Raw genomic sequence first — 20,324 nt, 5'->3', positions numbered from 1 at the left:
GAGTAATAATCTTACTTTTTCATTGTCAGTCACCAAAAATTATCATATAATGTTCTTCAGAAATGTTACATATACATATTTATAACGCATCATTTGTAACCATTCCATTTCCTTTTTTCAATTTACTCATTAAATTAACCTATATAAAATAGAAGGAGAATGTAAAATTGAAAACATTAAAATTAACTATGGCAAGTGCACTGCTATTTGGTGCTCTCATCGCTCCATCTAGTTCTTTAGCTGTGAGTGAAACTGTAACACAACAAAGTGATACGCAGTTGGAGATTAATGAAGACGATAGCTATTATCAGTTTCCCGATGTGCTTGGATGGGCAAAGCCGTCCGTTGATTATTTAGTAAAGAAAAAAGTTTTATCCGGTCTGCCAGACGGTACATTTGGACCTAACCTTGAAATTGATAGAGCTTCTGCCGCAATTATTATGGCAAAAATATTAAACTTACAAATAGACACTTCAGCTAAACCATCATTTAAGGACTCGCAAGACCATTGGGCTACTCCTTATATTGCTGCAGTTGAAAAAGCTGGGATTATTAAAGGAGTAGGTAATGGGAATTTCAATCCTTCTGGAAAACTAACAAGAGCTGCTATGGCTTCTATGCTTGTTCATTCATATAACTTGGACAAAAAATCTACTGATCTATTACCTACTGTATTTCAAGATTTAAAAGGACATTGGAGTGAGAAGTCGGCCAATCTTCTTGTTGCTCTTCGTATTTCAGCTGGTTATGGTGGTAGTCATTGGTATCCAGATAACACTATTACCCGTGCAGAAGCTGCAAGTTTAGTTGCTCGCACAGATCAATCAAAAGATAAAGAAATTAAATTAAAGCAAGTTACTATGAAACAAAGCTATTTTATATACCCTGAATCCTCTCTTCATTCAGGTATAATTGCTGAATATGCACCACAAACCGTTACTGTATTCGATGAATCTGAAAATGGATGGATTAAAATTGCTACAGATCATGGTTTAAAGTGGACACCATTACAAGAAAAACAAGTTTATATTGATATAAATTTTGTTACCTTTGATAGACCGTCAAGAACAGGATATGTGGTTGGTAAATATCCCCCTCAAACTGTAACAGTCGTTGAAGAAAATAGCATTTGGTTAAAAATTCGCACTAGCGAAGGTCTTCAATGGATGAATCCATACTTAAAAGAGGGTGAAGGAAAAGAATTAACGTACATTCCAAAAGAATTTTTCGCTTATGATAGCCCTAATTTTTCTTCTAAAGTATCTGGAAAGTATGCTCCACAAGGTGGCATAGAAGAATTAGCTAAGAGAGATGACGGATGGGTACAAATTCGTACAGACAAAGGACCAAAATGGGTAAATATGTCTTATCTCTTACGTCCAAAACTTCTCTTAGATGTTCCTGCCATTAATCAATTACCGGAACTACAAAAAGGAAGTACAGTTGTTTCACTACAAATGCTTTTAGAATACTACACAGGACGTTCATTAAATAAAGTAGAATTTGCTAATCAAATGCCATTTGATACAACGCGACGCAAGACTGATGGAAACGGAAAAGTTACAGTTTGGGGTGATCCAGACATCGGATTCGTTGGTGACGTAAGTGGAAAGAGCTATGGTTACTCTATTAATCCAGCACCATTGAAACAATTACTTGATAAACATGCAAGAGGTACAGATTTAACAGGACAGGATTTCTCTGTATTAGAAAGTTATGTACGTAATGGTAAACCAGTTGTAGCGTGGGTAGGGAACAAAATAACTTCTCCGCAACTAGAACATACTTGGCAAACACCTCAAGGAAAGACCGTAAATGGATACAGAAATGCACATACTATTATCATAACTGGTGTAGATGATCGTAACATTTACTATAATGACCCATTAGAAGGTAAAAAAGACCAACCAATGGTAAAATCCCGATTTGAGCACAGTTATAATCAAATGGGTAAAAAAGCTTTAAGTATCGATTAATAATGTAAAAAGCCTATTTTGATCATATGATTCAAAATAGGCTTTTTACATTATATCTCATAATCATCAACAATTACTTGAATTACACGATACGTTTCTTCAGCTACTTTCTCATTACTATCCCTATTCGCATCATATGTAATTAACGCCTTCCAAAGCGCCCATCCTCTCGCTCTATTCCAAGTTTCTTCATCCATACACAATACTTCTTTAAATACGTTTCTACTATTTTTATCAAAAAACGTCCATGCCATCGCTGCATCACAGGCAGGATCTCCTACTCCTAAAATACCAAAATCAATTACAGCACAAAGCTTTCCATCTTTAATGAGTAAGTTCCCCGGCGCTATATCTCCATGAACCCAAACTGGTGTGCGTTCCCATGTTGACCGAAGTGCTAAATCCCAAAGGTGCTTTAATAATGTTTCATCAAAAACGTCCTTATTATTTTCAATAGCTACTCTCGCTTCTTCATCGTATACAGATATAAGCCCGCCTCGGTAAAAATTATGTGCTCCAGCTTTTGGGCCGTTACTCGCATCAATTGATTGCAATTCTACTAGAAATGACCCTAAGTCCGTTGCGAATTCATTTAAATTATGGACATTTTCTTTCGTAACTGTCTCTCCCTCTATCCACTTATTAATAGACCAGGGCCACGGATACTCTGCAGACGGATTTCCTTTCGCAATTGGGGAAGAAATTGGTAAAGTGATTTCCTTACTTAATATAGGAAGCCACTTGTTTTCTTTCTCTACTTGCGGTACATATGCCGCATCACTTGGTAATCTTACACTCATCTGTTTCCCTAAATGAAACGTTCTATTATCATGCCCGCTAAATTTCACTGGCTTAATTTCTAAATGTGCCCATTCAGGAAACTGTTCTTGTACTAACCTTTTAACTAACTCTGTGTTAATTAGATTCATTCACTTTCCCCTTCTCTTTTGAAACTTACTAAGTCCATCCGTACTACCGATATATTCAAAATCATAGCGCTTGTAAAAATCATTCAATGTACGATTATGCCCAACACAGTCTAACTTCAAATACTCTTTATCACTTTGTACATTCTCTTCTACCCACTGCAAAATCCATTCTCCTATTCCATTCCCCTTATACTTCCGTTTCACCGCAAATCTATGAATATATAAAGAATTAGAAACTTCCTCCTTACCAAAAATACGTTCATCCCATTCATTTTGTTTAGGAGAGACTGTAACCGTACCGACAATTTCATCTTCTTTTAAAACAACATACGTATATTTCTCTCTTATACCTTCTAGTATTTCAGCTGTAGCTTCTTCTCCTAAAAGATACTGCCATTGATCCACTTCTTTATCTTGTAACCACTGTGCTACTTCTTTTAACAAATTAATAATACGATCACTTTCCTCTTCAGAAGCAATTCGAATTGTATATTCTTGAACTGTATTTCTCTCCATATTTCTGTTCCCCTTTCAGATTTTTTCTTCTTCCTTTATTGATTTTTGTTTTATACATTATATACCAAAATCAACTACTATATCTTAACTTTATAACTTGTATTTCATCACAAAAAACCGCTCCACTACTAGTGAAACGGTTTTAATTCCTCATTTTAATATAAATTATATTAAAATTTCCCATCAAAAAATCCGGCTCGAACCTTTCGATTTGTTTTTTATTTTGATTTCGTAAAAAAATATAAAAACCACACCGCATGATTTTGTTCATCCGCAGCTATTCTGCGCAATAACTCTTTCATAGATGCATCGGACGTTTCATCTGAAATTTCCAAGTAAAAATCTACGGTTCTTTGCTCATCTTGTATAGCGAACTCTAATCCCTGTAAGTACGTATTAGGGCAGTCTTCCGTGATCTGTGGTTTAGGCTGCTGACCAGTTAAATTTGTATAGATTTGTACAAAATTTTGGAAATGCCTTATTTCATCATTACGAATTTCAAGAATTTGTTTTCGTTCTGCCTCATTTGGAGCCATGTTAGCTAATTTAGCATAACAATTTATAGCGCTATACTCTCCATTAATTGCTTTTTCAATATCACTAATCAGCTTAGCATTCTGTCTATACCAATCATGATAATTCGAATTATACATTGTATCCCCTCCATTATTTCGCATAACATTTTATGCAATTTGAAATAGTAGGAGCATGTATATATACAGGGACAGAATGGACCCATTCTTATAATCCTTTACTCCAATCCCCCTTTAAAAATATTGAAAAAGCCTAATTATCACTGTTTTCGTTTCCTATCGATTAAACATTCTATAATGATTTCACACAAAAAACGCTTCACTACTAGTGAAACGTTCTTTATCTTTTAAGCGTTTAATTCAGTTTTATGCTCCTTTATTGCACTACGTTTGAAAGCAGTTGCTAAAATGATAACCATACTTACCACACCAATCCAAACGAGCACAATAACAGGTGTATTCCAGCTTAACCCTTTTCCAAAGAAGAATATTTCCCTGAGTCCTTCGATCATAAACCGCATTGGCAACCATGAGTGCACCCAATCTTGATAAAATGACGACAACATTTCAGGTGCTAACGATAATAACGGTGCTCCAAAGAATAGTAATAGAGCGAATAACCCGATTCCCTTTAGTCCGACTAATGAAAGTACCGCAGAAATCATTAAGAAGAAGCTAAAAGAAGTAATGGATAAAAATAAAGCCGTATCCGAGAAATTCGGGATATTTAATCCTACCATTCCATCCGCTATCCATGTAAGACCAAATCCAATTACAAGCGCTGCAACTGCTCCTGTTACTATTTGTTTTACTTTTAATACAAAGTTTTCTTTTCTTGTACCTACCGGCATTTTACTAATGGCAATAAAGATGATTGCTGCGCTCGCTAAACTTGCAATCCATAACGGTTGGAATAAAGAAATTGGCGAGTTACCGTTCGCACTATTTTTTCCGATTTCATTTACATTTGTCACTTTCTTCGTAATTGGTGTTACTACATTTGAAACTTGATCTGCTGTTAATGTAGTTCCTTTTGCTTTAAATCCTTCTAATAGTTGTGTACGAACATTATTGTTCATATTATCAACTACGCCATTTAACATTTGCCCTGCCATAGTTGAAGCAGCCATATTCATTCCTTGATTAATATATATTTCTACCTCTGGCGAAGATGGCTGTGGTGTTCGTAACGATGCTTGTTTTGCGCTAAAGTCTTTCGGAATGACTAATGCTGCGTAATACTCTTGATTATTTAAACCTTTTTGAACTAATTCCTTATTTTTCACTTCCACCCATTTCACCGCAGGTTCTTCATCCGTTTTTGATGATTTTTTGATCATATCAACAATCGTTTGCCCCATATTCATTTTCGCTTGATTCGGAATTTCCACTCCTTGATCCTCATTCACAATTGCTATTGGCAAGTTTTTCGGCTTAGGTTGAACTGTTGGAAATAACGTTAATGAAAAAATAAAAACAACAAGTAGTGCAATGACTGGTGATAAATATAAAAGTTTATTTTTAAACATTTTCTGTTCTCCTCCTTTAATTTTAGTTACAATAAATGAACAACGTGTTGTTTATTTATATTTTGAATTATATGTTTGAGCTAAATCTTATTCAATAATCAAAAATCGTAAATGTGTCGGTTATAAGACACAATTGATAAATGTGTTGAAAAAAATTAAGGAGGAACATACTTTGCGCGATAGTAATTTAGATTTGCGTGTTATTCGTACAAAAACTGCCATACGAAATGCATTAGTGGAGTTAATTGAGGAAAAAGGTTTTGAAGCAATTACGGTGAAAGATATTACAACGAAAGCGAACATAAATCGAGGTACTTTTTATACACATTATCAAGATAAATTCGATTTAATGACGAAATGCCAAGAAGAAATTATGCATGAGTTTTCTAGCATTGCAAAACGGAAATTTCCAGAAGTTATTGCTGACCTTGGATCAAATCCTTCCCCAACGACGCCGTTTGTACTTATCGCTTCTATTCTTGAATTTCTAAATGAAAATAGTGATTTTATGAAAGCTGTATTAAGTCCAAAAGGAGATTTATCTTTCCAAACAAAATTGAAAGACTTTATGTGGAAAACACTATTTGAAGATACGAATGGTGCTCTCATTAATAAGGAGAATTTACTTGTTCCAAGCCAATACTTAGCTTCTTATATGGCATCTGCTCATATAGGTGTCATTCAACAATGGTTAAATAGCGGTCAAAAAGAAACACCCGAAGAAATTGCTCATATTTTATCAACAATCGCAGTTCATGGTCCTTTCTATGCAGCAGGCTTAAAGAAATAAGCCTGCTGCATAGAAACATGTTTTAATCAATCTCAATTACATCAATAAACTTAAAAATTCTTTTATTACGAAAAACATCCGTACAAGTAATCGTCTCATTTAATGGATTTATATCAACTACTGTTATGTAATTTTCATATAAATGTAAGCGTATTTTCATTGGAATAATACCCTTTACCAAACTTCTAGGCTGAGTAGTTACTATTATTTTATTAATAACTTGAAATGTATGTTCCTATGAAAAAAGCTGTTGAAAGGAATCCCCTTCAACAGCTTCTCCATTATTAACGATATAAACGAACTGCACCCGCAGAATTATCATCTGCTTGTCCAACGACTTCAAATTTCAATCCAAGTTTCGGTACATTACGCCCTGCATCTGGGATTACGTTGTTCATATAAGATTTCGAATCATCAAACTTCGTTACACCTGGTAATCCTTTAGACTCAAATGTTCCGCGTGATGGAGATACAACTTTCCACGCTGGTGTTTGGTTAAAGGAGAACGCAGCATCTGCAATTTGATATCGTGTACTATTTTTAACAGTTGGTTTACCGTTTAACGTTCCAACAATTGCCTCTGGGTGAGAGTCAACAACTCCTAAGAAACCTTCGCCTGGATGAATACCAACCCAGTTATCTGTAAAGCTAGAGTCTGCATACCATACAACAAGACCTGTATTGTACGGTACACCGCTGCTATATTTTAACGCTTCATCAGCACCAGCATAGTTTCTCCACTCTAAATAGTAGTTATGTTTCTTCTTAGAAAAGCCGTCTGATACAACGAAACCGTTTAATTTAAATTGTGGTTCACCTTCTGCATCATCAGAGAACACAACTTTTCCATCGACAGTTAATGTTGCATTATCAAGAGTAAAACCACTTGGTGCCGTAGCACCATCTGTAATGTATTCAAATACTAATTTTACTTTTTGACCTTTAAATTTGCTTAAGTCATATGATTTATCTATCCATTTTCCTTCTGTTGTGTCTAGACCATTTTTAACATTCTTTTCACCAATTCGATCCACTAACGTTTTCGTACCATCTTCTGTCACTGCATGTACTTCAAGGAAGTCCCAACCAGTTTCAATTTCATACAATGATTTGTAATCAAACTTCGCATTTGTTGCATTTGTTAAATCAAACACTGGCGTTTCTAGTGTCGTATGAAGATCATCGCCTTTTGTACTAAAGTAATATTTCTTACCAAATGCAGGCTCAATACCTTTTACATCTTTATCTGGTAAGTTAACACGAACCAGACCAGGACGAGCTGATTTCGTTACACTTTGATCTAAGTATGTCGCAAAACCGATACCGCGATTTAATTTATCATAGTCCGCCTCTACAATATTCGCCCAGTTTCCGCCAATGTTCTTTTGAAAGAACTCTTTGTTTTGCGGAGAGAAACTTGGTGGCGTTGAACCTGCAATTTTACCCGCCCAGCTGCCGCCGCTCATAACAGACCAAGAGTTAATCGGCTCACCTGATCCAGAGTATTGCGTATCATACTCATCTGGAAGACCTAAATCATGACCAAACTCATGTGCGAATACACCAACTGCTCCGTCTTCTGGCTCAATTGTATAATCGTATGCAGCCATTTTACCGCCATAGTTATCAACTTTTGATTTTGTTCCATCAATTGGATATGGGTTTCCAAGGTTCCAGCGATGTGACCAAATTGCGTCGTCACCTAATCTACCACCGCCTCCATCTTGACCAACTCCAGCGTGAATGACCATTAAGTGATCAATAAGACCATCTGGTTCGTTTTTATTTCCGTCTCCATTACTGTCATATTGATCGTATTGGTCAAATTCTGATAAATCCATACCGCTTGCTACAGCTGCATCTAATGCCTCTTTTACAAGATCACGAGGTCCTTTTGGTCCTTTATTATCATGACCGCCATCGCCAGCATCTGCACCATAATCCGCTGCTTTACCAGGAACTGTTAACCACTTTGTTACTGTTCCATCGACGGTATAACTGCCGCCTGATTGCTGTTCATAATATTGTTTAAATGTTGGGATTTTTGAACCATCAAAGAGTGTAAATGGCTCATCACCAAATAACATTTTTTGATAATGTTCTGGATTAAAATCATTTGAATACATATAACCTGGTACTTGATCAATATTGTTATGCTTAAAGTCAGCAAACTCTACTAGCAATACAAGTACTTTATCTTTACGAACAGGCCCATTATATTCTTTTTGCTTCGCTGAACTAGTTGGTACTTTTCCGTTTAATCCACCTTTAACCTGCTCTTGCCCAGCTACCGGACCACCAGCAGGTTGTTCAGCTTTTTCTTTCATATCTGCTTTTGCATCTTTCACTTTTTTCAAAAAGTCAGAAGCTTCTCTCGAGACACTGTCCCCCGCTGCTGGTTCTTTTCCAGCATTCTTGCCTTTTTTCTTCTCTACGTATTTTTCAACAGCTTTTAATGTGTCTTCTTTCGACGCAGATTCACTAATTACACCACGCTGCTTCAACGCGTCTGCTAGACGATCCTCCGGAATTAAATTTTCATCAATTGGACTTAAAGATCCTACATTAGACGGCGTTGCCGCATAAACAGATTGACTACCAAACCCAAATGTGCAACTAAGCACAGCTGCCGCCGCAAGCGTAGACAGCACTTTAAAAGGCTTTTTCTTCATCCCTATTCCTCCCCAATCTTAAATACGTAACAATATTTTGATAATAAAGAAAATTCTATAAATTTACAAGATATTGTCTTAATTTGTAATATTTTTGAAAATATCCTTTATTTCAGATTTCTATACATTATGATTAATCGATGTCTTGGGAATATATTGATGAAAGTTGATAAAACTATTAAAATTTCTGTATATAATTGCAAGATATACTTTTTCAATTGCGATTTCTGATATCATTGTTGTTTCACCGTCTGCATGACTTGTAAGAGCACTTGCGGAGTAAAAGGCACATCTAATTCAATGGTTGCTTCTTGCATGTGAATTAGAATCGCGGCATGTATGTTTCCTTCTACGACAGAGACATTCAAAGAAATCCAATTCACATGCTCCTTTTTATTTTCAGTTTCAGGTGATAGCAGCTGGCTTAAAAAAATAAAGAGATCATCCACTATATTTAGTGGATGATCTCTTTATTTATCTAAGGCACAACTACAGTATCTCAATATACCCTTCTGTTCCATGTACCCGAATTCGTTGCCCATCTTTTATTAGTTTCGTAGCATGCTCTACCCCGACTACTGCTGGTAATCCATATTCACGTGCGATAACTGCTCCATGTGTCATGAGTCCGCCAACTTCGGTGATTAACCCTTTTATAGACACAAACAATGGTGTCCAGCCAGGGTCAGTAAAGGAAGTAACTAATATATCTCCATCTTCTAAATTCGCATCTTCCATGTTTAAAATAACGCGCGCTCTCCCCTCAATCACTCCAGAAGAAACAGGCAAACCTACTATTGCTTCGGCTGGTAGATTTTCTCGTTTATATTTACCTATAATAATTTCACCATCAGACGTGATAACACGCGGGGGCGTTAGTTTTTCATATAATTTGTACTCATTTTTTCGTTTATTGATGACCTCGTAATCCAGTTTATTCGTGCGGACGACTTCGTGAAGTTCTTCAAAAGTCAGATAGTATATATCTTCTATTTCATGAATAGCGCTATTTTGCATGAGTTGCTCGGCTTCTTTCAGTAATGCCTGCTTATATATGAAATAACGATTAATCATTCCGTATTTTGGATATTCACGATAACCAGTGAAATTCCGGATTAGACTGATCATTCGCTTCGTCTCTTCTACTTTCTGTACGCCATCTGGAACATGCTGCAATCGATTTAATAACTCTTCTTCTTTTTTCAAAGCCTCTTGCAGCCCTTCTTCAAATTTCCGCTTACTAGCACCAACCTCAAAGTCTCTCATATTATTTAAAATCATTTGGATAATTGTAGTTGGCTTTTCACTCCAGCGTGTTTTCGTAATGTCGATTTCTCCGCTACATCTCATTCCGTATTTATTCAGAAAAGCATAGATTGCATCCCGAGCTTTTCCCCCACCTCTAAACTTAACTAGTTCATCTAAAAAGCTGTCATCTTCTATACGCTGTAAATACGCAATGACTTCTGGATACGGTCGAATCACATCTGCAACATCCAATAATGCTAGCCCCATTTCTGACGTAATATTGTTTTGTACAGATTGTGAAAGTATGTCTGCTACATTTTTTTCACCTAGCCATTGCTCCATCTTTTCATTGATCCATGATGAAGCATCCATACCTGCCATAATTACAGCTATACTTTGCGGGTTAAATAATACTTCCCTTAATTGTTGGATGTCTTCCATAATAAAATCAAGTACATCCAACCCTGATTTCATTTGAATATTTTGTTTTAACTCTTCGATCGATGCTTGACTATTCTTTATTAAATCCGTAACGATTGCCGGATCGTTTTCGATTTGTGGTTGCGAACTTGTAGGTGGCATATTTTTACCAAGACTCTTTTCTTTTTCATCATCCCGTAACAATTTGATAAAATCATCTCGCTCTATTACAGTCGTTAATGCATCTTTTATAAGCGGATCCGATTTTCCTAAAGTGTTTATTAAGAAATCTCTGCTAGCAGGTGAAGCTAATCTTTGTGTAGCATCAACAAACAGCCTTCCCCCCGCTTTACGCATAGGCGCACGAGTCGTTAACAGGAAAAAAGACAAACCTAGTGGTTTCATTGCATCGGTCATCATTTGTTGGTGACCAACCGATATATATACATGATTTTCTTGATCATTTGCTTCTGGAATTGGATATAAAGTCGTGATTGGTCGACTTTGGACAATATAAAATATATCATCAACTAAACACCATTCAATATCTTGCGGACAACCAAAATAAGCTTCAATCTGTCTGCCGATCTGTGCTAGTTGTAATATTTGTTGTTCAGACAATGTTTGAATCTTTTGCTGAGTGGGATTAATCTGTTTTGTCTCTGTTCCGCCCTCATTTAATGCATAGATAGCCAATTTTTTAGTTGCGATCATCTTATCGACGATTTCGCCTTCTTTTACTTTATAATTATCAGCAGAGACCAGTCCTGATACTAATGCCTCACCAAGTCCAAAACTGGCATCAATTGATAGCACCTTTCGGTTAGAAGTAATCGGATCAGCAGTAAATAAAATTCCTGAAGCCTGCGGGAAAACCATCCTTTGAACGACAACACATATAGAAACTTGACTCTGTTCAAAACCATTTTGCATTCGGTAAATGACCGCTCGATCTGTAAATAAAGAAGCCCAACACTTTCTTACATGCTGCAAAATTGCTTCTTTTCCGATGATATTTAAATACGTATCTTGTTGACCTGCAAACGAGGCATATGGTAAATCTTCAGCAGTAGCACTAGAACGCACTGCATAAGCATGTTCATTTCCAAAACGAGAGAGATGACGAGCTACCACTTCCGCTACATTAGAAGGAATTTCTACTTCCATAATGGTTTCTCTAATCTTCTTACTGATTTCACCAATTTGATCTCGGTCCTCAATTTTTAGCCTTGTTAATTGATTCAACAAAGCTTGAAAGGCTTCATTTTGTTCGATGGCTTTTTCATATCCTACCGTTGTAACACAAAATCCTTCTGGCACTTGTATACCTTGAATGTTTGATAATTCCCCTAAATTCAATCCTTTTCCGCCAACGAGCGAAAGCTGCGTTTTTTCTATTTCCTGAAAATCGAGAACGAAAGAACTCATTTGGCACCTCTCCTTACTATTCATGTGCTATTGATTGTAGCAAGAGTAAATGAGAATAAACAGTCTATTTTGACCGTTAATTACATGATATAATTAAGTTAGGAAGAGATAATTATTTTTATTTCCCCTCCCTCTAATTCACTTCAATTACATCAACAAACTTAAAAATTCTTTTATTACGAAAAGCATCCGTACAAGTAATCGTCTCATTTAATGGATTTATATCAGCTACTGTTATGTAACTTTTATATAATCAGTCTTTCCGAAAAATTGGCACATATTTTTCCTCATTTCTTTAATAAGAACGTCTACTAAAAAATCCCCTTTATATATATCCATCCTAACTATATAAAAAGCCTCAAAAAACTTTGTTTTTTGAGGCTTGGATAATTGTTTAGTATAGACGTTTCAATACTTGTTTCATTTCTGGTTTAATATTAATACAGGAACGAATTTCTTTTGCTTTTTGTTCAGCCTCTTCTACTGTAGAAGCATGACCTAGTTCCAATAATAGCCCTGTCGCAACTGTACCAGTGCGGTTACGTCCACCTGAACAATGGAAGAATACTTTTTTCCCTTGCTCTACAGCTTCTTTAACTGCTCCAATTGCATTTCTCACTGATTCATCTTGTCCTTCTGCGCCTTCTACAATTGGATATGCATGACGTGTAGTCTTAGCTGGAAAACCTTCTGGCTCTTCTTCTCCAGCACGTAAGTCAAATACCTCTGTAATCCCGTGCTTTTTTACTGCTTCTTGTATCTCGTCCACTCCACCGATATATACTTTTCCTTTTACGAGTTCGTGATGGTTAGTCATGTTTGTTAATCTCCTTAATTATTATTTAGCAGCAGTTAGATCCGCCACTGATAACAAGGCCTGCACCTTGTTGATCTTCTACATAGTCTAGTGTCAATGTATTTACTAATTCAACAACCTTTGGATCCATAGCAACTTCAATACCATTTACTGTCTCTGTCACATCATTTTCTTGTGCTTCTCCTAAATTAATACCGTAACTTGGTCCACAGCATCCAGCACCCTCAAATGTAAAACGTAGTGTTGAAACACCGTTTTCTTTCATAGCAGTTTCAATAAACTCTTTTGCTTTATCTGTAATATTCATTTTCATTTCTCCCCTTCATAGTAACTGATTAAAAATGTTTTATTTCACTAAAGCTTTAAGCTTCTCATATCCCACAATATCATCCGATTGCCAAGGGATGATAACACAGTTATTTTGTGATTCCTTTTGAACCGCTCGAATCCATTGTACTTCAGACTGCGCTCTTCCTCTTAACACGGAGTCACTTGTATGTGTTGCATAAAAACTTTGGTTGATAACCCACCATTTCGGATTAATATCTGCACGTTTTAAGTCTTCTTGTAGACGGCTTGTTTCATGTACTGGCGTAGCCTCCGCTAATGTTACGATGACAACACTTGTTTCCTCTGGATTACGAAGACGCGGTAATAAGTTCTTCACAGACTGTGGTACTTCACCAGAAGATCGTGCAATCTCCTTATGATACGTTTGTGCCGCATCCAACAACAATAACGTATGACCCGTTGGCGCTGTATCAATAACTACAATTTCATCATTTGCTCTTTCAACAATATCCGCTAAAGCTCGGAAAACTGCGATTTCTTCTGTACAAGGAGAACGTAAATCTTCTTCTAAATACGCTAAACCTTCTTCGTCAACCGTATCTTTTGCTTGCTCTATAACTTCCTTACGATAGTTTTCAACTTCTACTTTTGGATCAATTCGACTTATCGTAATATTCCCTTGTTCCCCATGCATAACATAATCAATATGTGCTGCGGGATCAGTTGTAGTTAAGTGTACATGGTGTCCTTTTTCAGCCAGACCAACTGCAATTGCAGAAGCTACCGTAGTCTTTCCGACACCACCTTTTCCCATTGTAAAAATCACTCGTTTTCCTGTCTCTGAAAGATTCGTAATCAATGTCTGAAGTGAAGGAATAGAGACAGCATGTGCTTCTTCATGTGAAATCGAAAGATTTTCCATTGGTTGAACCAGCTTTCTCATATTCTCTATTCCAGTAACATTAAACGGCACTAATGGAATTTCATAAGTAGGAAGGCTTTTTAATTCTTCTGCCATGTTTTCTAACGCACGTGATTGTCTCTTAAACAATGCATTTGAGACATCATCATTTTGCATATAGTCTTTCAAGATCCCATTTACTAGTAGAAATTGATTACTAACACCAATTTCTTTTAATTCATGAGCTGCTCGTTCCGCTTCTTGCAATGGAGAACTATCTGGTCGTGTAACAAGCAATAACATTGTTTGGTTCGGATTAGATAGCGCCTGAACCGTTTGACTATATAACTCTTTTTTATCACCAAGCCCTGCTAATGGGCCTAAACAAGAAGCTCCATGAGTACTTTCTTCTAGGAAACCACTCCAAGCCGTAGGAAGTTGAAGAAGACGTAACGTATGCCCTGTTGGCGCTGTATCAAATATAATGTGATCGAATTTCGATGTTAATTCTTTATTTGTAAGTAACGTGGAGAATTCATCAAATGCGGCCATTTCTACTGTGCAAGCTCCAGATAATTGCTCTTCCATCGTTGCAATAACTGTATCAGGGAGCTTTCCACGGTATGGACCAACAACACGTTCTTTATATTCATGTGCTGCTGTTTCAGGATCTAAGTTAGCTACTTGTAGATTCGGAACACTTGGAATTTCTTTCGGTTTATTCGTAAGTTCTATTTCGAACACATCTTGTAAATTAGAAGCTGGGTCAGTACTTATTAATAAAACTTGTTTCCCCATATCAGCTAATGTAATAGCTGTTGCACATGCGGTGGATGTTTTACCTACGCCACCTTTTCCAGTAAAGAATAAAAATGGTGTAAATGTCATTGTGCTTGGATTAAATAGGTTTGTCATTGCCTTTCACTTCTTTCTCTATTTTTTAACGTTTAAATTTAAACGTATCTTTGGCTTCTGACTTAACTCTTCTTCCGTCATATTCGTTAATTGTGCTAATTCTTCATTTGTTAAATGAACTCTTTCTTTTACTACTATTCCATCTACTAAAGTTACTGGTAACACATCTGGTCCTTTATCCATTAATAACTGACTAATGACACTGTTATTAGCAAAAGCGTCTGGTTCACTCGCAAGATTATAACGAGTAACATTCATACCTTTATTCTTCAAATTGTTAATTGCTACTGAAACACGAATTAACTCCGGGTCAACACTCGGTCCACAAACTCCTGTAGAACAACACATTGCAGGATCAAAAATTTCAATTTTTTTCATCTCTGATTTCTCCCCTTCTTTATAAAAAAGCCGAGAAAGAATTCTCGGCCTATTTTGTTTTCAATTATTCTCCTGTTTCAGCATACTTTTTAATGCGTACGCCAATTTCATCACGAACTCTTTGGAATACAGACCACTCTTGACCAGCTGGATCATCAAATCCCCAGTGAACTCGTTTTACATGCGGTGGTGTTGTCGGACATACATCATTTGCGTGACCACAAAGTGTTACAACAAGATCAGCTTTGTCTAAAATGTCACGATCAATAATATCAGATGTTTGATCCGTAATATCAACGTCTACTTCTTTCATTGCTTTAATTGCATTCGGATTTACTCCGTGTGCCTCAATACCAGCAGAAAGTACATTCCATTTGTCACCTAAATATTTTTTACCCCAAGCTTCTGCCATTTGGCTACGACAAGAGTTTCCTGTGCATAAGAAATAAATTGTTTTTTTGTTTTCCATGATAATTCCACCTTTTTACGAATAGTTATTTTGGTTGTGTTTGAAAGTATTTACGCTGGAACCAAAGCGCAACATTTACAAGTGCAATCATAACGGGAACTTCAACTAAAGGTCCGATAACTGCTGCAAACGCTGCACCAGACTGGATTCCAAATACACCTACAGCTACAGCAATCGCTAATTCAAAGTTGTTACTTCCAGCTGTAAATGCTAATGTTGTTGATACCCCATAACTTGCACCGATTTTTTTGCCCATAAAGAAAGAGACAAAGAACATGATTACAAAATAAATGAGCAATGGAATTGCAATACGTACAACATCAAATGGTACGCTAACAATCACTTCTCCTTTTAGAGAGAACATCACAATGATTGTAAATAGTAATGCGATTAAAGTAATTGGACTAATCTTTGGAATGAATACTTTTTCATACCATTCTCGTCCTTTCGTTTTTACAAAAATCAAGCGTGTTAGCATTCCTGCGATGAATGGGATCCCTAAATATATAAACACTGATTTTGCAACCTCTGCCATTGTTATATCTACAACAGCTCCTTCAATTCCTAACCATTCTGGAATGACTGTTACAAACACATACGCGTATACTGAGAAAAATAACATTTGGAATACAGAGTTAAAAGCAACTAACCCTGCTGCATATTCTGTATCACCTTTTGCTAAGTCATTCCAAACGATAACCATCGCAATGCAACGCGCTAAACCTATCATGATTAAGCCCACCATATATTCTGGCTTATCCTGTAAAAATATAATTGCTAAGGCAAACATAAGAATAGGACCAATAATCCAGTTTTGTACAAGTGATAATACCAATACTTTTACATCTTTAAAAACGCGCCCCATCTCTTCATAACGAACTTTTGCTAATGGAGGATACATCATTAAAATTAACCCAATCGCAAGTGGTATAGAAGTTGTTCCTACCTGTAGACTATTCATTCCATCAACGAATCCAGGTGATAGATATCCAACTCCAATCCCTACTGCCATTGCGAGAAAAATCCAAAGGGTTAGATATCGATCTAGGAAAGATAGACGTTTTTTCCCCATGTTGCTCATCCTTCTCACTTCCCTTTCTAACTATTTATTAACAACCACACCGGAGTGTAGGATTGATCTTCACAATTTGTTTAATTTTCTCTGTTTGGTCTGGTACATGTGCTAAAATATCTTCTAAAAGCGTGTATAAATCACTTGCTTGATTTAAAGAATAATAAATCCACTGACCTCTACGCTCTTCTTGCACTAAGCCTAAATCCTTTAACTTTCGAAGATGCTGACTGATAGAAGGTTGGCTCATATCAAATACTTCGAGAAGTTCACAGACACAGCATTCACGTTGTTTAAGGATTGATACAATTGTTAATCTTGTTTTATCTCCTAATAGTTTCAGTAATTGGGATGCTCTTGTTATCTCTACAACTGTTTTTTCCATATCTACACCTACCTCATTATAATTACATAAGCATATGCTTATATGTTGTGTAAAAATAAAATGTATTATTCCTTCAAATTACTTTATTCTCACTTTCGAAATAAGTGTATAACTATTTACTTATATGTTCAACTAAAAACTCTCACCTTTACAGAATCTTTACATTGAATTTCCTTATTTAATATTTGTACTCTTTTTCTTATCCCAAAAGATATAAATGATAAATCCTATAGGTCCTGTTAAAAAGATAAATATTAACCATATCAGAAAATGCTGCTTACTAATTTTATTTTTCTGATATTCGAGCGTAACATATGTACACATAAGAATAATCACAAGATATATACCTACAATGAGCAATTGATCTAACAAACCTATCCCCCACTTTTTATAAAAAGTAATTTTGAATTCTTAAGTTTCATGAAAATATATGTATACAATATATGATTGACAATTGAGGATTACATTTGTAATATGTATTTACAGATTACAAATGTAATCAAGGAGGGTTATAAAATGAAAGAATTACCTAAAATATCGGAAGCTGAATTGGAAATTATGAAAGTTCTTTGGTCAAAATCTCCTCAAACGGCGAATGAAGTAATCGAAGCGTTGGAGGTAACAATGGATTGGAAACCCAAAACGATTCGAACGCTTATTACTCGATTAGTTCAAAAAGAAGCTGTTTCTTATCATCAAGAAAAAGGATGTATGTATGCGTATTATCCTTTAGTATCACAAGATAGTTATCTACAAGTAGAAACAAAATCTCTGCTCAAACGGTTCTATGGTGCAGCATTTAAGCCTTTACTTGTGAATTTCTTAAAAGAAGAAAAACTTTCTTCAGAAGATATTAATGAACTCAAGCGCATTCTGGATGAGAAGACTGAGGAAAATCAAGGGAAGGATAAATAGTAATGATAGATATGTTTGTAAATGTCTATCTACCTCAATTTTTTGATTGGGTAATAGAAACATCCATCATGGCAAGTATAGTAGTTGGTTTAATCTTATGTGTCAAAATCCTGCTAAAAAACAAGCTGACCCCACGCTGGCAGTACATGCTATGGTTGATATTAATTGTAAGGCTTTTATTGCCATGGTCACCGAATAGTTCCTATAGTATCTATTCTATCCTTTCTTACAGTACGGGAACTTCAGTTAGCTTTCATCAAGATCCTATAACTGTTTCTCCTTCAAAAGAACATATACAAGCAAAGACAGATATAGGCGATACAAAGGTTGCCGCAAAGGAGAATACCTATGCATCTGGTTCATCACAAATAGCTGAGGAAAGTAAGAAACAAACACAGAATAATGAAAAGCAAAATGATAAGGAATTTTCAATTTATACCATCATTTTATATATTTGGCTTGCTGGAGTTATCATACTGAGCTTTGCTACTCTCATTATGAATAGACGTTTATTACTCTATATAAAAAAACAACCCGTTATTATAGATCAAAGGGTTGTCGAAATCTTTGAGGACTGTAAAAAGTCTATGTCCGTTCAACAAGATATCCCACTACTGTTAGCTGGGAAGATTTCAAGTCCAACTGTGTTCGGATTCATTCAACCAAAAGTGTTATTGTCAAGTGTACATATGAAAGTACTAGATGAGCAACAGTTACGATATATTTTTCATCATGAGTTGGCTCACATCAAGCGAAGAGATGTTGGTGTGAATTGGCTTATGCATGGCTTATTGATTCTAAATTGGTTTAACCCAATTCTTTGGTATGCCTACTCATGCATGCGGGAAGATCAGGAACTGGCGTGTGATGCATTTGCTCTTATATATATAGATTCAAAGGAACAACTTGCATATGGTCATACTATTATTAGCCTTTTAGAACACTATTCAGGTTATTATCAAGTGCCCAGCTTAGCGAACTTAAGTAGAAATAAAAAAACGTTGAAACGGAGAATTCTTATGATTAAAAAATTCCAAAAGAAATCTTATCGTTGGTCTGCAATTGGATTTGTTACCATAGCTGCTATTTCAGTACTAACTTTACTAAATGCACATGCAGAAGAACCAAAACAAATTACAAAAGAACAAAGAAATGGAAAATCTGCAACGTATAAAATTAATAAATATCCAATTGATGATATTATTATCAATTATAATAATGGAGAGGTATTAGCTGCCAATGGACAGTATCAGTTTGAGATAAAATCAAGGCCTCCTGAAGGTATTAATGGAGACCCCTATGTTGTTATAACAAGAGAACAGCAAGAAATCTTAGAAAAGTCACAGACTGAGCAAGGGGTCATTTCATCAGAAAAAGGAACACCAATCCATTTCAAAAAAATAAGTAACAATTAATAATCCAATAATCCCACTTATATAAATAAAAAATCCTTTCAGGTTTCCTGGAAGGATTTTTTAAGATTTTACACTACACAGAAAATATCTTTTCAATCTACAATTTTTTTCTGTAGTCTAAAACATTTTTTTATGAGACATTAAGATAAAGAATCTATAATGCTTCATCACCCTTGAAAAATGAACCTGTGGAGGTGGAATTTTCATGAACAATTATGAAGAGATAGAATTTGCATTTGGGGGATATTCTGAACTCTTAGCTTGATAGCGATGGGGTAGCACCACATGCCCATCAACTTAAGAGTGGAAAGAAACTGGTTATAGCGTAACAACAGCGCTATTTAAAAGACACAGATTCACAGTCATTTCAGAAGAAGATTTTGAAAATAGAAAAGGATTTGACCTATAAGGCCGAATCCTTTTTTATTTTCATTATTTTACTGCTAATTTATCTTTCACTTTCGCAGGAAGCTCGTCCTTCTTCACTTCTTCCAAAGCTGATACACTTTTTTATCAACTCCAGTTAGCTTATATCCAATGTATTTTGATGTGTCGCCGTCATAAGTTTTTTCAATTCCATCCGTTGTAATTTGCACATAATATTCGTCTTTACCCAAACGATTTAAATCACAACCCACTAATAGGCTTGCAAATACGACTAAAATACTAAAAAGTGCGATATATCTTATCAATGCCTTCACATATGTTTTTGTTGTTTTCTAATT

Annotated in this window: 17 protein-coding genes and 4 pseudogenes; 4 read left to right on the top strand and 17 right to left on the bottom strand. The window is 35.8% G+C overall.

All coding sequences use genetic code 11. The features are described 5' to 3' along the window. The first annotated feature begins 167 nt into the window (after positions 1 to 167). Positions 168 to 1,976: an S-layer homology domain-containing protein gene (locus ACTFQM_RS00225; protein ID WP_440033026.1), complete on the top strand. Its 1,809-nt coding sequence runs from the start codon at positions 168 to 170 to the stop codon at positions 1,974 to 1,976. Positions 1,977 to 2,026: 50 nt separating this feature from the next. On the opposite strand, the gene ACTFQM_RS00220 is transcribed toward ACTFQM_RS00225, so the two are convergent. From ACTFQM_RS00220 to ACTFQM_RS00205, 4 genes are all read right to left on the bottom strand, one after another. Then, on the bottom strand, positions 2,027 to 2,905 hold the full coding sequence (locus ACTFQM_RS00220) for an aminoglycoside phosphotransferase family protein (protein ID WP_440033025.1): 879 nt from the start codon (positions 2,903 to 2,905) through the stop codon (positions 2,027 to 2,029). After that, positions 2,906 to 3,421 carry a GNAT family N-acetyltransferase gene (locus ACTFQM_RS00215; RefSeq protein WP_440033024.1) on the bottom strand — a complete coding sequence of 172 codons (516 nt, stop codon included), beginning with the start codon at positions 3,419 to 3,421 and terminating at the stop codon, positions 2,906 to 2,908. It abuts the gene before it with no gap. Between the two features lie 218 nt (positions 3,422 to 3,639). Further along, a complete protein-coding gene (locus ACTFQM_RS00210; RefSeq protein WP_440033023.1) occupies positions 3,640 to 4,074 on the bottom strand; it encodes a ferritin-like domain-containing protein in 435 nt (144 codons plus the stop codon). Between the two features lie 227 nt (positions 4,075 to 4,301). After that, a complete protein-coding gene (locus tag ACTFQM_RS00205) occupies positions 4,302 to 5,483 on the bottom strand; it encodes a YhgE/Pip domain-containing protein (RefSeq protein ID WP_440033022.1) in 1,182 nt (393 codons plus the stop codon). A gap of 172 nt (positions 5,484 to 5,655) precedes the next feature. Between ACTFQM_RS00205 and ACTFQM_RS00200 the strand changes: the two genes are divergently transcribed. After that, complete coding sequence (locus tag ACTFQM_RS00200) at positions 5,656 to 6,273, top strand: TetR/AcrR family transcriptional regulator (protein ID WP_440033021.1); 618 nt, start codon at positions 5,656 to 5,658, stop codon at positions 6,271 to 6,273. 22 nt (positions 6,274 to 6,295) lie between these two features. Here ACTFQM_RS00200 and ACTFQM_RS00195 read toward each other — a convergent pair. From ACTFQM_RS00195 to ACTFQM_RS00140, 12 genes and pseudogenes are all read right to left on the bottom strand, one after another. Beyond that, a pseudogene (locus ACTFQM_RS00195) lies at positions 6,296 to 6,418 on the bottom strand (YolD-like family protein); the annotation flags it as partial. Between the two features lie 139 nt (positions 6,419 to 6,557). After that, positions 6,558 to 8,945 (bottom strand): immune inhibitor A domain-containing protein, encoded by a 2,388-nt coding sequence (locus ACTFQM_RS00190; RefSeq protein WP_440033020.1) that lies wholly within the window; start codon positions 8,943 to 8,945, stop codon positions 6,558 to 6,560. Between the two features lie 233 nt (positions 8,946 to 9,178). Further along, a complete protein-coding gene (locus ACTFQM_RS00185) occupies positions 9,179 to 9,328 on the bottom strand; it encodes a hypothetical protein (RefSeq protein WP_440033019.1) in 150 nt (49 codons plus the stop codon). A gap of 106 nt (positions 9,329 to 9,434) precedes the next feature. Then, positions 9,435 to 12,041: a phosphoenolpyruvate synthase gene (gene ppsA, locus ACTFQM_RS00180; RefSeq protein ID WP_440033018.1), complete on the bottom strand. Its 2,607-nt coding sequence runs from the start codon at positions 12,039 to 12,041 to the stop codon at positions 9,435 to 9,437. 133 nt (positions 12,042 to 12,174) lie between these two features. Further along, positions 12,175 to 12,294: pseudogene (locus ACTFQM_RS00175) on the bottom strand (YolD-like family protein); the annotation flags it as partial. 141 nt (positions 12,295 to 12,435) lie between these two features. Further along, positions 12,436 to 12,858 (bottom strand): protein-tyrosine phosphatase family protein, encoded by a 423-nt coding sequence (locus tag ACTFQM_RS00170; protein ID WP_440033017.1) that lies wholly within the window; start codon positions 12,856 to 12,858, stop codon positions 12,436 to 12,438. Between the two features lie 25 nt (positions 12,859 to 12,883). After that, on the bottom strand, positions 12,884 to 13,165 hold the full coding sequence (locus ACTFQM_RS00165) for a HesB/IscA family protein (RefSeq protein WP_440033016.1): 282 nt from the start codon (positions 13,163 to 13,165) through the stop codon (positions 12,884 to 12,886). 39 nt (positions 13,166 to 13,204) lie between these two features. Continuing rightward, positions 13,205 to 14,965 (bottom strand): arsenical pump-driving ATPase, encoded by a 1,761-nt coding sequence (gene arsA / locus ACTFQM_RS00160; protein ID WP_440033015.1) that lies wholly within the window; start codon positions 14,963 to 14,965, stop codon positions 13,205 to 13,207. An 18-nt stretch (positions 14,966 to 14,983) separates the two neighbouring features. Continuing rightward, positions 14,984 to 15,343, bottom strand: a complete 360-nt coding sequence (gene arsD / locus ACTFQM_RS00155) for an arsenite efflux transporter metallochaperone ArsD (protein ID WP_088232985.1) — start codon at positions 15,341 to 15,343, stop codon at positions 14,984 to 14,986. A 64-nt stretch (positions 15,344 to 15,407) separates the two neighbouring features. Continuing rightward, positions 15,408 to 15,812: an arsenate reductase (thioredoxin) gene (arsC, locus tag ACTFQM_RS00150; protein ID WP_440033014.1), complete on the bottom strand. Its 405-nt coding sequence runs from the start codon at positions 15,810 to 15,812 to the stop codon at positions 15,408 to 15,410. A 25-nt stretch (positions 15,813 to 15,837) separates the two neighbouring features. Next, the gene (gene arsB / locus ACTFQM_RS00145) at positions 15,838 to 16,893 is read right to left on the bottom strand and encodes an ACR3 family arsenite efflux transporter (protein ID WP_440033013.1); all 1,056 of its coding nucleotides are present in this window, start codon (positions 16,891 to 16,893) and stop codon (positions 15,838 to 15,840) included. A 28-nt stretch (positions 16,894 to 16,921) separates the two neighbouring features. Continuing rightward, complete coding sequence (locus tag ACTFQM_RS00140; RefSeq protein WP_440033012.1) at positions 16,922 to 17,269, bottom strand: ArsR/SmtB family transcription factor; 348 nt, start codon at positions 17,267 to 17,269, stop codon at positions 16,922 to 16,924. Positions 17,270 to 17,785: 516 nt separating this feature from the next. Between ACTFQM_RS00140 and ACTFQM_RS00135 the strand changes: the two genes are divergently transcribed. After that, positions 17,786 to 18,184: a BlaI/MecI/CopY family transcriptional regulator gene (locus ACTFQM_RS00135; RefSeq protein WP_440033011.1), complete on the top strand. Its 399-nt coding sequence runs from the start codon at positions 17,786 to 17,788 to the stop codon at positions 18,182 to 18,184. A gap of 2 nt (positions 18,185 to 18,186) precedes the next feature. Beyond that, a pseudogene (locus tag ACTFQM_RS00130) lies at positions 18,187 to 19,332 on the top strand (M56 family metallopeptidase); the annotation flags it as partial. 699 nt (positions 19,333 to 20,031) lie between these two features. On the opposite strand, the pseudogene ACTFQM_RS00125 reads toward ACTFQM_RS00130, so the two are convergent. Further along, positions 20,032 to 20,291: pseudogene (locus tag ACTFQM_RS00125) on the bottom strand (YxeA family protein). Between the last annotated feature and the right edge of the window lie 33 nt (positions 20,292 to 20,324).

Origin of the sequence: Bacillus cereus group sp. MYBK30-2 (assembly GCF_051915945.1) — a bacterium.
Classification (GTDB): Bacteria; Bacillota; Bacilli; order Bacillales; family Bacillaceae_G; genus Bacillus_A; species Bacillus_A paramycoides.
This window is presented reverse-complemented; position numbering and strand designations above follow the sequence as displayed.